Origin of the sequence: Neisseria sp. HMSC070A01, from assembly GCF_001810165.1 — a bacterium.
Classification (GTDB): domain Bacteria; phylum Pseudomonadota; class Gammaproteobacteria; order Burkholderiales; family Neisseriaceae; genus Neisseria.
This window is the reverse complement of sequence record NZ_KV800126.1, coordinates 305,522-323,408: the sequence shown is the minus strand read 5'-3', so window position 1 is coordinate 323,408 and position 17,887 is coordinate 305,522. Positions and strand designations below refer to the sequence as shown.

14 protein-coding genes and 1 pseudogene are annotated in these 17,887 nt (G+C 50.8%); 7 read left to right on the top strand and 8 right to left on the bottom strand.

The genetic code is table 11. The features are described 5' to 3' along the window. Window positions 1-245: 245 nt before the first annotated feature. Window positions 246-457, bottom strand: a pseudogene (locus tag HMPREF2711_RS11355) (IS30 family transposase); the annotation flags it as partial. A gap of 195 nt (window positions 458-652) precedes the next feature. Here HMPREF2711_RS11355 and HMPREF2711_RS10150 point away from each other — a divergent pair. Further along, the gene (locus HMPREF2711_RS10150; protein ID WP_003745993.1) at window positions 653-1,930 is read left to right on the top strand and encodes an O-acetylhomoserine aminocarboxypropyltransferase/cysteine synthase family protein; all 1,278 of its coding nucleotides are present in this window, start codon (window positions 653-655) and stop codon (window positions 1,928-1,930) included. Window positions 1,931-2,014: 84 nt separating this feature from the next. Here the strand turns inward: HMPREF2711_RS10150 and HMPREF2711_RS10145 are convergent, their stop codons facing one another. The 5 genes from HMPREF2711_RS10145 to HMPREF2711_RS10125 all read right to left on the bottom strand — a co-directional run bounded on the left by HMPREF2711_RS10145 (window position 2,015) and on the right by HMPREF2711_RS10125 (window position 9,269). After that, entirely contained in the window at window positions 2,015-3,619 is a 1,605-nt protein-coding gene (locus HMPREF2711_RS10145) for an ABC transporter ATP-binding protein (RefSeq protein ID WP_003745991.1), read from the bottom strand. Between the two features lie 24 nt (window positions 3,620-3,643). After that, window positions 3,644-4,552 carry an oligopeptide ABC transporter permease OppC gene (gene oppC / locus HMPREF2711_RS10140; RefSeq protein WP_003683112.1) on the bottom strand — a complete coding sequence of 303 codons (909 nt, stop codon included), beginning with the start codon at window positions 4,550-4,552 and terminating at the stop codon, window positions 3,644-3,646. Window positions 4,553-4,624: 72 nt separating this feature from the next. Next, entirely contained in the window at window positions 4,625-5,545 is a 921-nt protein-coding gene (gene oppB / locus HMPREF2711_RS10135) for an oligopeptide ABC transporter permease OppB (RefSeq protein ID WP_036490316.1), read from the bottom strand. 232 nt (window positions 5,546-5,777) lie between these two features. Then, on the bottom strand, window positions 5,778-7,574 hold the full coding sequence (locus HMPREF2711_RS10130; RefSeq protein WP_003745988.1) for an aminopeptidase P family protein: 1,797 nt from the start codon (window positions 7,572-7,574) through the stop codon (window positions 5,778-5,780). 75 nt (window positions 7,575-7,649) lie between these two features. Beyond that, entirely contained in the window at window positions 7,650-9,269 is a 1,620-nt protein-coding gene (locus tag HMPREF2711_RS10125; RefSeq protein ID WP_003745986.1) for an ABC transporter substrate-binding protein, read from the bottom strand. Window positions 9,270-9,594: 325 nt separating this feature from the next. On the opposite strand from HMPREF2711_RS10125, the gene HMPREF2711_RS10120 reads away from it, so the two are divergent. The 6 genes from HMPREF2711_RS10120 to HMPREF2711_RS10095 all read left to right on the top strand — a co-directional run bounded on the left by HMPREF2711_RS10120 (window position 9,595) and on the right by HMPREF2711_RS10095 (window position 16,007). Continuing rightward, the gene (locus HMPREF2711_RS10120) at window positions 9,595-10,665 is read left to right on the top strand and encodes a porin (protein WP_003745985.1); all 1,071 of its coding nucleotides are present in this window, start codon (window positions 9,595-9,597) and stop codon (window positions 10,663-10,665) included. A 124-nt stretch (window positions 10,666-10,789) separates the two neighbouring features. Then, window positions 10,790-12,307, top strand: a complete 1,518-nt coding sequence (locus HMPREF2711_RS10115) for a polyamine aminopropyltransferase (RefSeq protein ID WP_349267260.1) — start codon at window positions 10,790-10,792, stop codon at window positions 12,305-12,307. 167 nt (window positions 12,308-12,474) lie between these two features. Further along, window positions 12,475-12,942, top strand: a complete 468-nt coding sequence (locus tag HMPREF2711_RS10110) for an FxsA family protein (RefSeq protein WP_036490296.1) — start codon at window positions 12,475-12,477, stop codon at window positions 12,940-12,942. 178 nt (window positions 12,943-13,120) lie between these two features. Then, window positions 13,121-14,968 (top strand): lytic transglycosylase domain-containing protein, encoded by a 1,848-nt coding sequence (locus HMPREF2711_RS10105; RefSeq protein ID WP_070616148.1) that lies wholly within the window; start codon window positions 13,121-13,123, stop codon window positions 14,966-14,968. 277 nt (window positions 14,969-15,245) lie between these two features. Continuing rightward, on the top strand, window positions 15,246-15,458 hold the full coding sequence (gene rpsU / locus HMPREF2711_RS10100) for a 30S ribosomal protein S21 (protein WP_003680926.1): 213 nt from the start codon (window positions 15,246-15,248) through the stop codon (window positions 15,456-15,458). Between the two features lie 102 nt (window positions 15,459-15,560). Continuing rightward, window positions 15,561-16,007 (top strand): GatB/YqeY domain-containing protein, encoded by a 447-nt coding sequence (locus HMPREF2711_RS10095; RefSeq protein ID WP_070616145.1) that lies wholly within the window; start codon window positions 15,561-15,563, stop codon window positions 16,005-16,007. 59 nt (window positions 16,008-16,066) lie between these two features. Here the strand turns inward: HMPREF2711_RS10095 and accD are convergent, their stop codons facing one another. Next, complete coding sequence (gene accD / locus HMPREF2711_RS10090) at window positions 16,067-16,933, bottom strand: acetyl-CoA carboxylase, carboxyltransferase subunit beta (RefSeq protein ID WP_070616143.1); 867 nt, start codon at window positions 16,931-16,933, stop codon at window positions 16,067-16,069. Between the two features lie 75 nt (window positions 16,934-17,008). Then, entirely contained in the window at window positions 17,009-17,794 is a 786-nt protein-coding gene (gene trpA, locus HMPREF2711_RS10085; protein ID WP_003745973.1) for a tryptophan synthase subunit alpha, read from the bottom strand. Window positions 17,795-17,887 lie beyond the last annotated feature (93 nt).

Sequence of the window (17,887 nt, the reverse complement as noted above, 5' to 3'; positions counted from 1 at the left end):
CTTGATATTTTTTTATCTAATGAAAAATGAAATGAGAGACTTGATGATTCAAGTCTTTTTTTATTTTCAAATCCAAAGAATCCCGTAAAGGCCGTCTGAAACTTTCTATGACGCAGTTTCAGACGGCCTAATCCCTTTAAAAAATCCCCCAAATCCCTAAAGTCCTACCCAGACATTTAGAAATTTGGGGGATTTTTGCAAAGGTCTTCGCTTTTCTGATCTTTGTCATCAAGGGTATTAGCCTACCCATCACCAATACGGAATTTTTGCTCGACCATGGAGGGACGTTTTCCATGCCGACGCGATCGTGCATTTTGCCTTAGGTCTGTATGCCGCCGTATCGTTTGCAGTAGGGTTTGCTGCATATTCCGAGCTGTTGCCACAAAGTACCGCCGTTGCTTTTATCTTGGAGAAGGTCGCGGTAAACGGTATTGTGATGGGGTGTCATTCGATGATGGTGTGGTGGCAGGACAGGTCTTGAATGTGGTATCGTTCTTCTTGGGTCAGTTGCGTGTCGCTCAGGGTAATCTTTCTTGTAGGAAAGGCTGTATGCTGCTGCATACCGAACTTTTCCGTTATGGAAAGTTTGCCCTTCAAATCCGAATCTGCTGGCCTCTATTTATCATTATTTAATCGCTACAAGGATATTTAAATGAAACGGGAAACCATTGCCCTGCATGCAGGCTATCAATCCGAACCGACTACCAAATCCGCTGCCGTCCCCATTTACCAAACCACTTCATACACTTTCGACAACACGCAACACGGCGCAGACTTGTTCAACCTTGATGTAGCGGGCAATATCTACACCCGTATCATGAATCCGACCACTGCCGTTTTGGAAGAACGCGTTGCCCGTTTGGAAGGCGGTATCGCCGCATTGGCTGTCGCCAGCGGTATGGCTGCAATTACCTATGCCGTTCAAACCTTGGTTGAAGCAGGCGACAACATCATCGCAACCAAAACGCTCTACGGCGGCACTTACAATTTCTTTGCCCACAGCCTGCCGCGCCAAGGCATTGAAGTACGCTTTATCGATCCGGCCAAACCCGAAGAAATCGCCGCCAATACCGACAGCCGTACCAAACTGGTGTATTGCGAATCTATCGGCAATCCCGCCATCAATGTCGTTGATATTCCAGTATTCGCCCAAGCCGCGCACGCTCAAGGGCTGCCACTGATGGTGGACAACACAGTCGCTACGCCCACATTGTTCCGCCCCATCGAGCATGGCGCCGACATCGTTATCCAATCCCTGACCAAATACATCGGCGGTCACGGTACAACGATTGGCGGTGCCATTATCGACGGCGGCAAATTCCAATGGGCAGGCAATCCGCGTTTTGAAAAAACCTTCAATCAGCCTGATCCGTCTTACCACGGCGTAAACTACTGCGAACATTTTGGTGCGGCCGCCTATATCGCCCGTGCCCGTGTCGTCCCATTGCGTAACACCGGTGCCGCCCTGTCTCCGCACAGCGCATTTTTACTGCTTCAAGGTTTGGAAACCCTCGCCCTGCGTATGGAACGTCATTGCGAAAACGCCCTAAAAGTAGCCGAATTCTTAAAGAAACATCCGCAGGTCGAATGGGTGAACTATCCTGCCCTGCCCGACAGTCCGTATAAAGCCTTGATTGACCGAGACTACGGCGGAAAAGCCTCAGGTTTGCTGAGTTTCGGTATTAAAGGCGGTCGTGAAGCTGGCGCGAAGTTCATCGACGCACTGCAACTCTTCCTGCGCTTGGTGAATATCGGCGATGCCAAATCGCTGGCTACCCATCCCGCTACAACGACTCACCGTCAGCTTGACGATGCAGAACTCGCCGCAGCAGGCGTCAGCCCCGACATGGTACGCCTGAGCGTGGGTATCGAGCATATCGACGATTTGCTTGCCGACTTGGCACAGGCATTGGATGCCGCACAGGCATAGGCAATAGTAGCGCTAATTAAATGAAAAAAGCCCCCGCTTAAAAAGGCCGTCTGAAAATCTCTTTTCAGACGGCCTTTGGTTTTTCTACAAATCAAACGCGGCGTTAATCAAACGTTTGGTGTAGTCGTTTTGCGGATGGTGGAAAATCTGATCCGCGCTGCCGTACTCGACCATTTCGCCCTGCTTCATCACAATCACATTGTCGCTGACGGCGCGCACGACAGACAGGTCATGACTGATGAACATATAAGTCAGGCCGTATTTCTTCTGCAAATCGCGCAAAAGTTCGACCACTTTGGATTGTACGGAACGGTCAAGTGCAGAGGTCGGCTCATCCAAAAGGATGAATTTCGGGCGCAGGATAACGGCGCGTGCAATGGCAATACGCTGACGCTGGCCGCCGGAAAATTCGTGCGGATAACGGTTGAGCGCGTCAAGCGGCAGGGACACTTCCTTCATGACTTCTAAAACGCGCTGGATACGTTCTTTTTTGTTCATTTCAGGATGATGAACCGTCAAACCTTCGCCGATAATTTCGCCAACGGTCAGACGTGGGGAAAGCGAACCGAACGGATCTTGGAACACAATTTGCCGTTGCGATTTCAGACGGCGTGCTTCTTCGGCGGTATAGTTTTTCAGGTCTTTGCCTTCAAAGGAAATATTGCCGGTATAAGGCAGCATCTGCATGACGGCTTTGCCCAGCGTGGATTTGCCGGAACCGGACTCGCCGACGACGCCCAATGTTTCGCCTTCTTTAATTTTGAGGCTGATGCCTTTGACGGCGTCAAAAGTTTTGAGCGGTTTGCCGAAAAAGTTTTGCTTCAATACGAAAGAAACATGGACATTATCGGCATCGATTAACACACCGGCGTTGTTTTCTTCCGGCTCTTTCATGCCTTTGGGAATGGCATTGATGAGTTCGGCGGTATATTCGTGTTTCGGATGGGCAAATACTTCTTTGATTTTGCCGCGTTCGACAATTTCGCCGTTGCGCATGACGCAGACGGTTTTGGAATAGTGTTCCGCCAAACCCAAATCGTGGGTAATGAAGATAATCGCCATGCCCATTTGCTGTTGCAAATCATGGAGCAAATCGAGAATCTCGGCTTGAATGGTCACATCCAAAGCGGTGGTCGGCTCGTCGGCAATCAGCAGGTCGGGTTCATTGATGAGCGCCATGGCAATCATGATGCGTTGCAGCTGACCGCCGGAAAACTCGTGCGGATATTGCTTCATGCGGCGTTCGGCTTCTTTGATGCCAACTCGTTGCAACAATGCCAATGCTTTTTGTCCTGCCTCTTTTTTGCCGAGCTTTTTATTGTGCACACGCGCCGCTTCAATCAGTTGCGTACCGATGCGCATAAACGGATTGAGGGAAGTCATCGGCTCTTGGAAAATCACGCTGATGCGGTTGCCGCGCAAATCGCGCAGGGTTTTCTCATCGGCGTCCAAAATGGAAATGCCGTCAAACGTAATGCGCGAATCTTTGCCATAACGGGCAAATTTTTCAGGCAGCAGACGCATGATGGACATGGACGTTACCGACTTGCCCGAACCGGATTCGCCGACCAAAGCCAATGTTTCGCCCTCTGCCACTTTAAAGCTGACATTACGCACGGCGTGCACGGTTTTCTCATGCAGTTCGAAATTGATGTCCAAATTTTCTACAACCAGTAACTGTTTTGTCATTTTGATTATCCTTTTGGTTGCGGTTTAGCGGTCTTTCGGGTCGAGCGCATCGCGCAGGCCGTCGCCGATAAAGTTGAAACAGAACAAAGTGGTTACCAGGAAGAAACTCGGCACGAGCAGCTGCCATGGTGCGGCTTCCATCGAAATCGCGCCTTCTTGCAGCATCGAACCCCAACTGGTCATCGGCTCTTGCACGCCCAAACCCAAGAAGCTCAAGAAGGATTCAAACATAATCATGCCCGGTACCAACAATGAGGCATACACCATCACCACACCCAAAACATTCGGAATAATGTGGCGCGTTACGATTTTACGTTTTGCCACGCCGCTCACACGCGCTGCTTCGACAAACTCTTTATGCTTCAAGCTCAAGGTTTGGCCGCGCACGATACGCGCCACGTCCAGCCAAGACACCAAACCCACGGCGGCAAAAATCAAAAGCAGGTTGCGGCCGAAGAATGTGGTCAGCAGAATCACGAAAAACATAAACGGAAACGCGTTCAAAATTTCCAAAAAACGCATCATCAGCGAATCGAGCTTACCGCCGATAAAGCCGGCAATCGCGCCGTAAAGCGTACCGATGACAACGGCCACCAATGCGCCGGCCACACCGACCAGCAAGGAAATACGTCCACCGGTTGCCGCGCGCGACAGCAAATCGCGGCCGAGCAAGTCCGTACCCAGATAGTGATGGGTAGAAAAGGACGGCGGAATCTGCATATTGTCCCAGTCGGTGAAGTCGTAGGTGTAGCGGACAATCCATGGCGCCACAATCACAAAAATGCTGATCAGCAACAGGATGATAATGCTGTACACCGCCGCTTTGTTCTGTTTAAAACGCCGCCATGCATCGCTCCACAGGCTTTTGCCGTGTACTTGGGCGTATTCTGCTGCCTCTGCAAGGGCCTGAGTCTGCTTCTTTTTGAATAACATAATGTTCTCTCTCGCTTTTTCTTCTTTCTTCAGGCCGTCTGAACGTTTCAGACGGCCTTTGCGCAAATGGGATTAATAACGGATTTTCGGGTCAATAATGGCATACAGGATATCAAGGATGGCGTTAAACAAAATGGTCATGATGCCCACCAAAATCGTCAAACCCAAAATCATGCCGTAGTCGCGGTTGAGCGCGCCGTTGACAAACAATTGTCCGACGCCGGGAATACCGAACACGTTTTCAATCACAATGGAGCCGGTGATGATGCCGACGAATGCCGGGCCTAAGAAAGAAACAATCGGCAGCATGGCGGGACGCAGCGCATGGCGCAGGATGATGCGGCTCATGGGCAGGCCTTTGGCGCGTGCCGTGCGGATAAAGGGACTGTTCAATACTTCAATCATCGCGCCGCGCGTAATCCGCGCGATACTGGATACATAACCGATGGACAAGGTAACGACGGGCAGAATCAAGTTCATCAGTGCGCCATCGTTCCAGCCGCCGGCAGGCAGCCATTGCAGTCTGACAGCAAACACCAGCACCAATACCGGCGCCATCACAAAGCTGGGAACGACGATACCGGTCATCGCACCGCTCATCAGCGCATAATCCAGCCAACTGTTTTGTTTCAAGGCGGCGATGATGCCGATAAACATGCCGAAGATAGCGGCAATCAAAAAGGCGTAGAAGCCGAGTTCCGCCGATACCGGCAGGGATTGGGCAAGCAACTCATTAACGCTGAAATCTTTATATTTGAACGACGGCCCCAAATCCCCCTGCGCCAATTGTTTGAGGTAGTGGAAATATTGGAGGTACATCGGATCATTGAGGTGGTATTTGGCTTCGATGTTGGCCATGACCGCAGGCGGCAGGTTGCGCTCGCCTGTGAACGGGCTGCCCGGTGCGAGCCGCATCAGGAAAAACGATACGGTAATCAACACCAGCATGGTCGGGATGGAAGCACATATCCGTTTGATGATGAATTTCAACATAATCAGGCTGTCCTGTCTGAACATACCGGACTCGTGAAAACAAAGCTGACCTGAAGCGGAAATCGGATGAATGGCAGCAGGCATCTGTAACGTCGCCGCGCCGGTTTCTCTCTCTATTCCGACCGGGTTATTGTTTTTATTCGGAGTCGGGTAAGGTTTTGTAGTTTGTAGATAATTGTTGTTATCAGGCCGTCTGAAACTTGGTATCCGCCGTTTCAGACGGCCTTTCACGTTAACGCGCCAAAGGTTCGGTGCGTTCGATCAGCCATGCTTTGGCCGCGCCTTCTGTCAAAGGCTCGAGACGGCGGCGCACTTTGGCGTGATATTGGTTCAGCCATTCGATTTCGCTACCGGTCATCAGTTTGGTATCGATGAGGCGCGTATCGATCGGGCAGAGGGTAACGGTCTCGAAATACAGGAATTTGCCGAACTCGGTTTCCTCTGGGTTTTCAACCGGACGGTTGATGACCAGGCTTTCAATACGGATACCCCATTTGCCCGGACGGTAAAGACCCGGCTCGTTGGACGTCAGCATGCCTGATTTCATTGCGTGATGCGGTTGCGGTACGGCGGCAACGGCAATGCTTTGTGGGCCTTCGTGCACATTGAGGAAATAGCCCACGCCATGACCTGTACCGTGACCGTAATCGCATTGCGCCTGCCAGAGCGATTTGCGGCAGATGGCATCAATCATCGGGCCTTTGATGTTTTCAGGGAAAATGGTTTCCGCCAAAGAAATATGCGCTTTCAACACCAAAGTGTAGTCGCGTTTCATGGCCGCACTCGGATTGCCGACAGGCACCACGCGCGTGATGTCGGTCGTACCGCCCCAGTATTGGCCGCCGGAGTCAATCAGCAGCATACCGTCACCTTTGATTTTGCTGTTGTTTTCCGGTGTCGCGCTGTAATGAGGCAAGGCGGCATTGGCATTGTAGCCGGCGATGGTGTCGAAACTTGGTGAAATAAAGCCGGGACGTTGGCTGCGGTGTTTGTAGAGCATGCCGTCGATGTCCAACTCGCTCAATTCGCCGCCGTCTGCCAAGATTTGTTCAAACTCGGCAAAGAAGCCGCACAATGCCGCGCCGTCTTCCGCCATGGTATTGCGGATATGGGCGATGTCGGCATCGGATTTGACTGATTTGAAGAATGTGCTTGGGTGGATGGCTTCAATCAAACGAACATCTTCAGGCAGGCGGCGCAAAGTGCCGACGGCGGTTTTGTTCGGATCAATCAGCAATGCGCCCTTAACGTCTGCCAAATAGTCTGCCGCTTGCGCATAAGGTAACACTTCAAAACCTGCCGCTTTCAAAGCTTCGGCAGATTCGGCTTTCAGACGGCCTGCATCGGTAAACAATACGGCTTTGTCTTGGCTGATAAACAGATGAGATAAGAACACAGGGTTGAACGGCACATCGTCGCCGCGCAGATTGGTAATCCAAGCGATGTCGTCCAAAGAAGAAACCAAATGCGCATCTGCGCCCTGCTCCTTCATGGCCGCACGGATACGGGCCAGTTTTTCGGCCGCAATTTCGGAAACGTAATCGGGATGGTGAACGTAGATTTCCTGAGTCGGCAATGCAGGACGGTCGTCCCACACTTCGTCCAACAAGGTTTCAGGATATTCGAGGCGGATGTTTTTGGCGGCAAGTGCCTGCTTCAAACCGCGCTCGCCGCTGAGTGCGAACATATCGGCAGGCGCGCCGACCACTGCGCCCTCGGGCAGATTTTGTGCCAGCCACTCGGTATAAGGCGCATCAACGCCCATTTTTTGCAGCTCGATGCCGTTTGGCGCAAGCTGTTGGCCGGCCTGTTCCCAATAGCGGCTGTCCGTCCACACGCCAGCTTTATCGGCGGTTACCACCAAAGTACCGGCCGAACCGGTAAAGCCGGAAAAATCGCGGCGCGCCTGCCAATGCTCGGGCAGGTATTCGGAAAGGTGCGGATCGGCGGAAGGAATGACAAACGCGTCCACGCCATGTTTTTTCATGGCTTCGCGTAAAGCGGACAAACGTTGTTGTACAGATTTCATGTGTTATGTCTCCTATTGTTTCAGACGGCCCCTGTCATTAAGGCCGTCTGAAAATTTGTGCTGTCTATCATCAATCTATTTTTTCGGTGCGAACGACCAGCTCTTGACCGTGTAGTTCCGCAAAGGGTCTTTGTCGGAATAGCCGATAATATCGGGTTTGACCATACGCACTTCAACCTGATGATACAGCGGAATCAGCGCAGCGTCTTCTTGAAGCTGCTTCTCCGCATCGGCATAAAGACGGCTGCGCGCTTCCTTGCTGACGCCATCTTTCAACGTATTGTTCATAAATGCGTCAAACGCCGCGCTTTTGTAGCGGAATGCATTGTTTGAATTGTTGGATTTCAAGATATTGAGCATGCCTGCCGGATCGTTGAAATCGGAACACCAGCCGCTGAACGAAACCTTGAAATTGCCTTGCGCGCGCGTATCCAAATAAGTTTTCCATTCCTCGTTGGACAAAGTCGGACGGATAAACGGAATGGCGGCCTTCCACACCGACTGCACGGCAGTGATTTGTTTTTTAGACGCTTCGCTGGTGCTGTACAAAATATCGAACTCAAGCGGATGGTCATCGTTGTAGCCTGCTTCGTTCAACAGTTTGCGTGCGGTTTCGATGCGTTTTTCAGGCGTCCACTCTTTCCACTCCGGATAAACAGGAATCACGCCCTGCATTTGCGGCGGCGTCAATTGGAAGGCAGGCGTATCGCCGCGGCCGCCCACTTTGACGACGATGTCGCGGCGCGTCAGCATATTGAGCGCCTTGCGGACGCGCGGATCATTAAACGGCGCTGCTTCGTGGTTCGGCTCCAAATACCAGCTGCACAAAGAAGTCGTACGTTTCACTTGGCCCGGAAACTCAATATCCGCCACTTTGACCTGATCGCTGGGAATGCCGTAAGTCACGTCAATTTCATTGGCGCGATAACGGTTGTACTCGCCGCTGCCTGACAAGAAAACCGCCTTCGGAATGGCCACTTTGTCTTTATCGTAATAATTGGGGTTGCGTTCCATATTAATGTGGCTGTTGACTTTCCAATCCTTTAACAGATAAGCGCCACTGGAAACATAATGACCGGGTTGCGTCCACTTGTTGCCGTATTTTTCGACAGTGGCGCGGTGCACCGGAAACGTGAATTGCTGAATCAGCATATCGGGGAAATAAGGTACGGGCGCAATCAGCGTAAATTGCAGGGTTTTTGCGTCCAACGCCTTAACGCCCAATGTCTCAGGCTTGGCTTTGCCGTTTAATATATCTTCCGCATTTTCCACTTGGGCATCGACCAAATAGCTGCCGAAAGGTGCGCCCGTGGCCGGATCGGCAAGACGGCGGAAGCTGTACACAAAATCCTCGGCGGTAATCGGATCGCCATTGCTCCATTTGGCATCACGCAGATGGAAAGTCCAGACACGCTCGCCCTTGCTTTCCCATCTTTCCGCCAAAGCAGGAATGGTTTTGCCTTCGGCATCCGTACCGACCAAACCATCCATCAGCTGGCGGATAATCGCACCCGCCGCCATATCGCCGCTCATCTGAGGATCCAGCGTGCCCGGCTCGACGCCGTTGCTGACCACCACGCGCTCATAATCCGTACGCTTAAACTCAGGGGCGGGTTTGACATCGCGGCTGCACGCCGACAACGCAAATACGGCGGCCAATGATGCAGCCAACAGCGGATAGGTTTTTCCGGCCATATTTCATTCCTTCTTTTGGGTATTCTTCTTTTTCAGACGGCCTGATTATTCAAACTACACTTAACTACAAATATTTAAGGTTTTTAAACCCAGTTAAATCCTCTATTTCTAAATATAAAAATAGTGTTTAAAACTACCTATACCATCGAAATAAAAGCAGCCGTCTAAGATTGTCGGCAAATTAACACAAAAATACGTAACTGAAAACTATTTTTCAATTTATCCTACGATAAGTTACAAATGTATTGATTTTTTATAATTTGTCAAATAAGATTATCCGAATTTCCCGTCCCCAATTAAGAAAAAGACATAAAAGGAGAACAAAATGAACAAGTTATCTTGTTTTGTTGCCACTACCCTCATCGGCTCTTCCATAAGCTTCGCCCACGCCGAACCTAAAATGAGCGGTACCATATACATCATGACCGAGGTCGAACACAACAATAAAACCGGCGTCACCAATACAACCATTTCCGATAAAAGTTCCAGTCTTTATCTCTCCGATGAAGTACGACTCAACAACGACTTATGGCTGAAATGGCAACTTGGCTCCTTTATTTACTTCGATTCCGACCGCTGGGGCGGCTGGGGTACTGCCGACTCATACGTCGCGCTCAACAGCTACAAAAACCTTGGCACCGTCAAAATGGGTTACATCAGTACGCCCATGAACAGCATTTATCTGAACCCGTTCGACACCAACAGCTCGATTTTGGAATTCGGCAAAATTTCCCGCTTCGGCCAACGTCGCGTTTCCATGGCTTATGAGTCTCCTTGGAAAAACGGTTTCCAATTCAAATTCAACGTTTCCCCCGGTTCCAATGCCGCGCGCAACAATAACGACTGGAATCCGGACAAAAAACGTGACGGCGACTGGGTCTTCGGCTGGGGCGTGGACTACTACCACCCAAGCAACGGCTTTAAAGCCCACTACGCTGCCGAATACGCACCCAACGACTCTCCGACCGAAACCAAAGACTTCCAAGCCCATGCATTCATGGCCGGATACAGCAAAGACAAAATCTCCGTTGATGCCGCGTTCCAATACGCCAAAAACACTTGCGACGGCTTCAGCTGCTGGGGCGTATGGAAAGATGCGGCAGGCAACGTAGCCGGTTCTTACGACAAAGAAATCAACAACACCAAAGAATTTATGGTGTCCGGCTCATACAAAGTAGGTAATTTCAAACCTCAAATCGGCTTTGCCTACGGTAAAAGCTCTATCGGCGAGGACTACAAACACGTCGCCGTCAGCACCGATTACAGCTTCTCTAAACGGACGACCGCCACACTCGGCGCCGGCTGGTTGAAAGAAAACGTCAATCCGAAATACGACGAAGATTTGCCGAAAAAATCTTCTTACGCAGTGGGCATGGTATTCAAACACCGCTATTAATGCCTGACAGATTAAAGGCCGTCTGAAACAATTTGTTCAGACGGCCTTTTCTACATCCTATAAATAAACTTGCAGCCCACCTTAAAAATCATTACATTGCCCACACTCAAGCAACAAAAACGTCATCATGAATGCCCACCGCACCCTCATCATCTCTGTTTTTATCGTCGCCAGCTGCGGCCTCGCTTACGAGCTCATCATTGCCGCGCTCGCAAGCTATCTTTTGGGCGACAGTATTTTGCAGTTTTCCTCCGTCATCGGGCTTTATCTTTTCTCGATGGGCATAGGCGCGCACCTGACCCAATACATCAAAGATAAAGACGTGTTGCACCGATTTATCGAAATCGAACTTCTGGTCGGCATCATCGGCGGTATTTCCGCGCTGGCATTATTTGTGGCCTTCGGTTTATCCGCCGCACCGTTCCGCACCCTGCTCTACGCTTTTGTGCTGATTGTCGGCGCGGTTGTCGGTATGGAAATCCCGTTGGTCATGCGCGTGTTAAACCAAAAAGGGGCGGAGTTTAAAGAACTCGTTTCCAAAGTATTGACTTTCGACTACTTAGGCGCACTTGCCGTCTCGTTATTATTTCCGCTCCTGCTCGCCCCCAAACTCGGCATGGCGCGTTCCGCCTTATTATTCGGCATCCTCAACGCCGCCGTCGCCTATCTGACCGCGCGAGTGTTTAAAGCCGAACTGCCACGCTACCGCGCCATCCGCCTACGTGCGCTGATTGTCTTGTCCATCCTCGCCGTCATCTTCGCCTACGCTGACCGCATTTCCTTCAAAGCCGAACAAAGCTATTTCGGCGATCCCGTCGTCTATCAAAGCCACTCACCCTACCAGCGGCTGGTCGTTACCCGCTGGAAAGACGACACCCGCCTCTACATCAACGGCAACCTGCAATTCTCCTCGCGCGACGAAGCCCGTTACCACGAAGCACTCGTTCTGCCCGCCATGCAGATGGTGCCGAACGCCGAACGCGTCCTGATTCTCGGCGGCGGTGACGGCTTGGCGGCACGCGAAGTCTTGAAATATCCGCAGGTCAAAAATGTTACTTTGGTCGATCTCGACCCCGACATGACTGCTACTTTTAAAACCTCCGCCACCTTAAGCGCACTCAACCAAGGCTCGCTATCCCATCCCAAAATGCACGTCGTCAACGACGATGCCGCCAAATGGCTGGAGGGGTCGTCTGAAAAATTCGACGTTATCATCATCGACCTGCCCGACCCCTCCAATTTCTCGCTGGGCAAACTCTACTCCGTCCCCATGTACCGCCTCGTTGCCCGCCATCTTGAGCCGCAGGGCAAAATTGTTGTGCAATCGACTTCGCCCTACTTTGCCCCTAACGCCTACTGGTCGGTCGTCGCCACCCTCGAAGCGGCCAAGCTGAATACCGCGCCCTATCATGTTTATGTCCCTTCCTTTGGCGAATGGGGATTTGTGTTGGCAGGGTTTGACCAAAACTTCCCCATTCCGCAAAAATTCGACGTACCCACGCGTTATCTGAACGCCCAAACCACCGCCGAAATGTTCCGCTTTCCGCCCGATATGGCAAGGCGCAAGGTTGAAGCAAATTATTTGAACAACCAAATCCTCGTCAGCTATTTTGAAAGCGATTGGAACAATGTGATGCGATAGAATATCTAAAGGCCGTCTGAAACATCTGTCTTCTTTTTATCTCCGTTCAGACGGCCTCATCGCCCGTTTACCCTTTTTCACACAGCATTTGCTTGAAAAAATAAGGTTTATCTTTATCTAGATAAAACACAATCGACACTATCCGTTGAATGAAGGAACAAACACTTATGCAGTATTTTGGAATCGGTTTTTTGGTTTTAATCTTTTTGGAAATCATGTCCATCGTCTGGGTTGCCGACTGGATAGGCGGCGGCTGGACGCTGTTTGTGATGGCCGTCAGCTTTATCAGCGGTATCTTTATGCTGCGCCATACCGGCATTTCCGGCCTTTTGCTCGCAGGTGCAGCCGTCCGCAGCGGCCAAAACATTTCCCTCTATCAAATGCTGTGGCCGATTCGCTATACCGCCGCCGCGGTTTTCCTGCTCAGCCCCGGTTTTATTTCAACCGCCGTCGCCCTGCTCTTGCTGATTCCGTTTAAAGGCAATACGCCCGTTTCTTCTGCACAGTCTTTCCAAAGCCGCCAAACTTACGGCCCTGCCAAAGATGATGAAGACATTATCGAAGGCGAATACACGGTTACGCGCACCGGCAAAGCCGACAAACCGCAAGACTATATCGAGCACAAACCCGATTGACGACTTCCTTCATAACAGGCCGTCTGAATTAGGAATACCTCAAAAGTGTTTCATATTTCAGACGGCCTGAGTCATTTCCGGGCTTTGAAAATGTAAATGTCGGTTTGTAATTCGGTTATTCCGCATAAATCATTTAAAATAAGCAGCTATTTTGATTCTAAAAACGACACGGTACCCAATGAACGTTCAACGTCTTTTCCCTCTCTCCCTCAGCTTGATTACCGCCGCTGTTTTATCGGCGTGCGCCACCCAAAACACACCGACTGCTTCGAAAACCGAAAGCGTTGTTCAGCCTAAATCTACTTCTATTCCTTCACGCCGCGCCGACAGCGAATCCAAAGTCCTGTCCGATTACAGCCAATACCAAAGTGCCATCGATGCCGCCAAACGCGGCGACGATGCTTGGGTACAACAATTTTTATCCCAAGCCAGCGACAGCGCAATGGCTGAAAACGTCCGCAACGAATGGCTGAAAACCTTGGGCGCGCGCGGCCAGTGGGATTTGTTCCGTCAAGAATTCGACAAATTGAACGCCGCCGGCGTCACACAAGAAGTGCAATGTTATGCCGATTTGAGCAGCGGCAATTACAGCAAAGCCGCCGAGCTGGTTCGCGTGACCGGCAAACTGCCTGCCGGTTGTACCCGCTTGGTTGAAAGCGCGGCAGCTTCAGGCCGTCTGAACATCAACGACGCATGGCGTCGCGTGCGCGGCTTGTTGAGCAACAGCCAAACCACGGATGCACGCAACCTAGCCGCCGCATTGGGCAGCCCGTTTGAAGGTGGCGCGCAAGGTGCGACCGAATACAGCCTGTTGAGCGTAATCGGCAAAGATGCACGCAAATCCGCTTCTGCCGCCGCCACCCTGTCCGACTTGGAACCCAGCCTCAGCCGCGAACAACGCAGCTTCGCATGGGGCGTATTGGGCCACTACCATGCACAAAGCCAAAACATGCCGACTGCTTTGAGCTACTACGGCCGCGTTTCCGACCGCAAGCAACTGACCGACGAGCAATTGGAATGGTACGCACGCGCCGCCTTGCGCCTGCAACGTTGGGACGAATTGGCAAGCGTGATTCAGCATATGCCTGAAAAACTGCAAAAAGACCCGACATGGCAATATTGGCTGGGTCGCAGCTTTGCGGCACAAGGCAAAAGCAGCCAAGCCAAAGAAATGTATGAAAAAGCCGCTGCTTCCGGCCGCAATTTCTACGCTGTATTGGCAGGTGAAGAGCTGGGCCGCCGCATCAATACGCGCAACAACGTTGCCGATGCCGATGCCAAAGATGTCCGCCGCATGAGCGAAGACGGCGCCATCAAACGCGCATTGGTTCTGTTTAAAAACAGCCAAAGCAACGGCGACTCTAAAATGCGCCGTCAGGCACAGGCAGAATGGCGTTTTGCCACCCGCGACTTCAACGAAGACAACCTGCTGACTGCCGCACAAGTCGCTTTTGACAACCAGTTCTACGACATGGCGATCAACAGCGCAGACCGTACCGACCACAAACTCAACTATAAACTGCGCTATATCTCTCCGTTTAAAGACCTGACCGTCCGCTATGCCGCACAGGCAGGCATTGACCCGGCATGGGTTTACGGTTTGATTCGCCAGGAGAGCCGCTTTGTCATGGGCGCGCAATCCAGCGTCGGCGCGCAAGGCCTGATGCAGGTCATGCCTGCGACCGCCCGCGAAATCGCCGGCAAAATCGGCATGAGCAGCAGCGAACTTTACACCATGGACGGCAACATCCGCATGGGTACTTGGTACATGGCAGATGCCAAACGCCGCCTGCAAAATAACGAAGTGATGGCCACCGCAGGCTACAATGCCGGCCCAGGCCGCGCCCGCAACTGGCAGGCTTCTTCACCGTTGGAAGGCGCGATTTACGCCGAGACCATCCCATTCACCGAAACCCGCGACTACGTGAAAAAAGTCATGACCAATGCGACTTATTACGCGTCATTGTTCAACGAACCGCAAACTTCGTTGAAACAACGTATGGGTACGGTTCCCGGCCGTTATTAATACCCGATAGGCCGTCTGAAAAGTGAGACAGAATCAAACGTTCAGACGGCCTGAAACCTTGACAGACTATCGGGTTTATAAGATAATCGCCCGATTGTTTCTGACCGAAAAGGTCACTTGCACGGCAAAAGCCGACTTGTTAGGAGGTGATGTTTACATCACGGCGCGTATCCCGCCCTGCCCTTGGCAAACCAGCGATACAACAACTACCCCATTATGACAAGCCGTCCCCTATTTCTTAAAACGGTTTGATTGAACAAAATTTAAAGGAAATAAAATGCCAGCTATTCGTGTTAAAGAGAATGAACCATTTGAAGTTGCCATGCGTCGTTTCAAACGTGCCGTAGAAAAAACCGGTCTGTTGACCGAGCTGCGCGCCCGTGAAGCGTACGAAAAACCAACTACCGAACGCAAACGCAAAAAAGCTGCTGCAGCAAAACGTCTGCAAAAACGCCTGCGCAGCCAACAACTGCCTCCTAAAATGTACTAATTACAGGCCTGCCCTGTGATAAACGACACACCGCAAGGGCAGCTTTGCGGTGTGTTTTGTTTTTCAGACGGCATCTTTTTATTGATATAAAGTGAGAACATTATGAGCCTAAAAACACAATTAACCGAAGACATGAAAACCGCTATGCGAGCCAAAGACCAAGTATCTTTAAGCACCATCCGCCTGATTAATGCCGCCATCAAACAATTTGAAGTAGACGAGCGTACTGAGGCCGATGACGCCAAAGTCATCTCCATTCTGACCAAAATGGTGAAACAGCGCAAAGACAGCGCCAAAATTTATACCGAAGCCGGCCGTCAAGATTTGGCTGACAAAGAAAACGCGGAAATCGAAATCCTCAACCGCTACCTGCCACAAATGATGTCCGCAGAAGAAATCAAAACTGTCGTTGAAGCAGCCGTTGCAGAAACAGGTGCATCAGGCATGGCCGATATGGGAAAAGTCATGGGCGTATTGAAAACCCGCCTGGCCGGCAAAGCCGACATGGGTGAAGTTAACAAGGTTTTGAAAGCCGCATTGACTGCCTAATCATCAAACAAAAGGCCGTCTGAAAAATGATTTTCAGACGGCCTTTTTTATTATACCCATCAAGCAGCGGTTACTTTGTTCTCATGACGCAACAAGGTAATCAAATCGCTGATACGTTTTTTCATGGAACGGCGATCGACGATTTGGTCAATTGCGCCCTTCTCTAACAAGAATTCTGCACGTTGGAAACCTTCCGGCAAGGTTTCACGTACAGTCTGCTCGATAACGCGCGGACCGGCAAAACCGATCAGCGCATTCGGTTCTGCCAAAACCACATCGCCCAAGAAGGCAAAGCTGGCAGATACGCCGCCCATGGTCGGGTCGGTCAATATGGAAATAAACGGCAGACGTTTTTCAGTCAGCAAATGCAAAGCCGCGCTGGTCTTCGTCATCTGCATCAAAGAGTTGACCCCTTCCTGCATACGTGCACCACCGGAAGCCGCCACGCAAATAAATGAACAATTATCTGCAACGGCACGACGTACACCCTGAACGAAACGCTCGCCCACGACCGAGCCCATAGAGCCGCCGATAAAACGGAATTCAAACGCAGCCACAACGACAGGCAGGCCATTCATGGTGCCTTTCATAACGACCAATGCATCGTCTTCACCGGTTGCTTTACGCGCAGCCGCGAGGCGGTCGGGATATTTTTTACTGTCTTTGAATTTCAGCGGGTCGGTCGGTTTAATATTGGCTGCAATCTCTTCACGGCCTTCTTCATCCAAAAGCAGATTCAAACGTTCGCGCGCAGAAAGCGGATTGTGATGATTACATTTCGGGCAGACTTCGCTGTTTTGCTTCAACTCGGTTGAATAAACCGTTGCCGAACAAGACGGACATTTGTGCCACAGGCCTTCAGGGACGCTGGACGAACTGCTTCGGTTTTTAATTTTCGGAGGAAGAATTTTATCTAGCCAGCTCATGAATGACTCCTTGGAATTCAGAATTCAGACGGCCTGTTGAATGTAAGGTCGTCTGAAATAATGGAATAAAAAATATTAGCGAATCGCGTCTTTCAACTCTTTAACCAACACGCCTACCGCTTCGGCCTCGCTACCTGCGTGGCTTTCAATCTCTTTGACGATACGGCTGCCGACAATAACGGCATCCGCTACCGCGCCAATCTTACGCGCACTCTCCGCATTATTAATGCCGAAGCCGACACCGATCGGAATATCAATATATTTGCGCAAAAGCTCTATTTTACGCGAAACTTCTTCAGTATCCAAACTTGCCGCACCGGTTACACCTTTGAGCGATACATAATACACAAAGCCACCAGCTACTTTGGCAATCGTTTGAATACGCTCTTCAGTTGTTGTCGGCGCAATAAGGAAAATACAATCAATACCTTGCGCTTTCAACGAGTCATGCAGCGGGGTAATGGTTTCTACCGGAGAATCCACAGTCAACACGCCATCTACACCCGCGTCGGCAGCCGCTTGTGCAAACGCTTGATAACCCATTTTATGTACTGGGTTCAAATAGCCCATTAACACAATCGGCGTTTTATCATTGGTTTGGCGGAACAAACGTACTGTTTCCAATACGTCGTGCAAAGAAACATGATTTGCCAACGCCCTTTCGGCCGCACGCTGAATGGTCGGACCATCCGCCATCGGGTCAGAAAACGGCACACCCAGTTCCAAAATATCGGCACCGTTAGCCACCAGGCTGTGCATCAATGCCAAGGTCGTCTCAAGGTTGGGATCACCCACCGTAATATAAGGAATCAGTGCTTTTGCGCCATTGAGCGCTGAGAAAGTTTGTTGGATTCTGCTCATTTTCTGCTATCCATTTCATCGATTTGAATGTTGTCCGACAGCCTAATCTATTCTGCCGTTACATTTATTGTAAAAAAAATTTAGTCTGCCGCA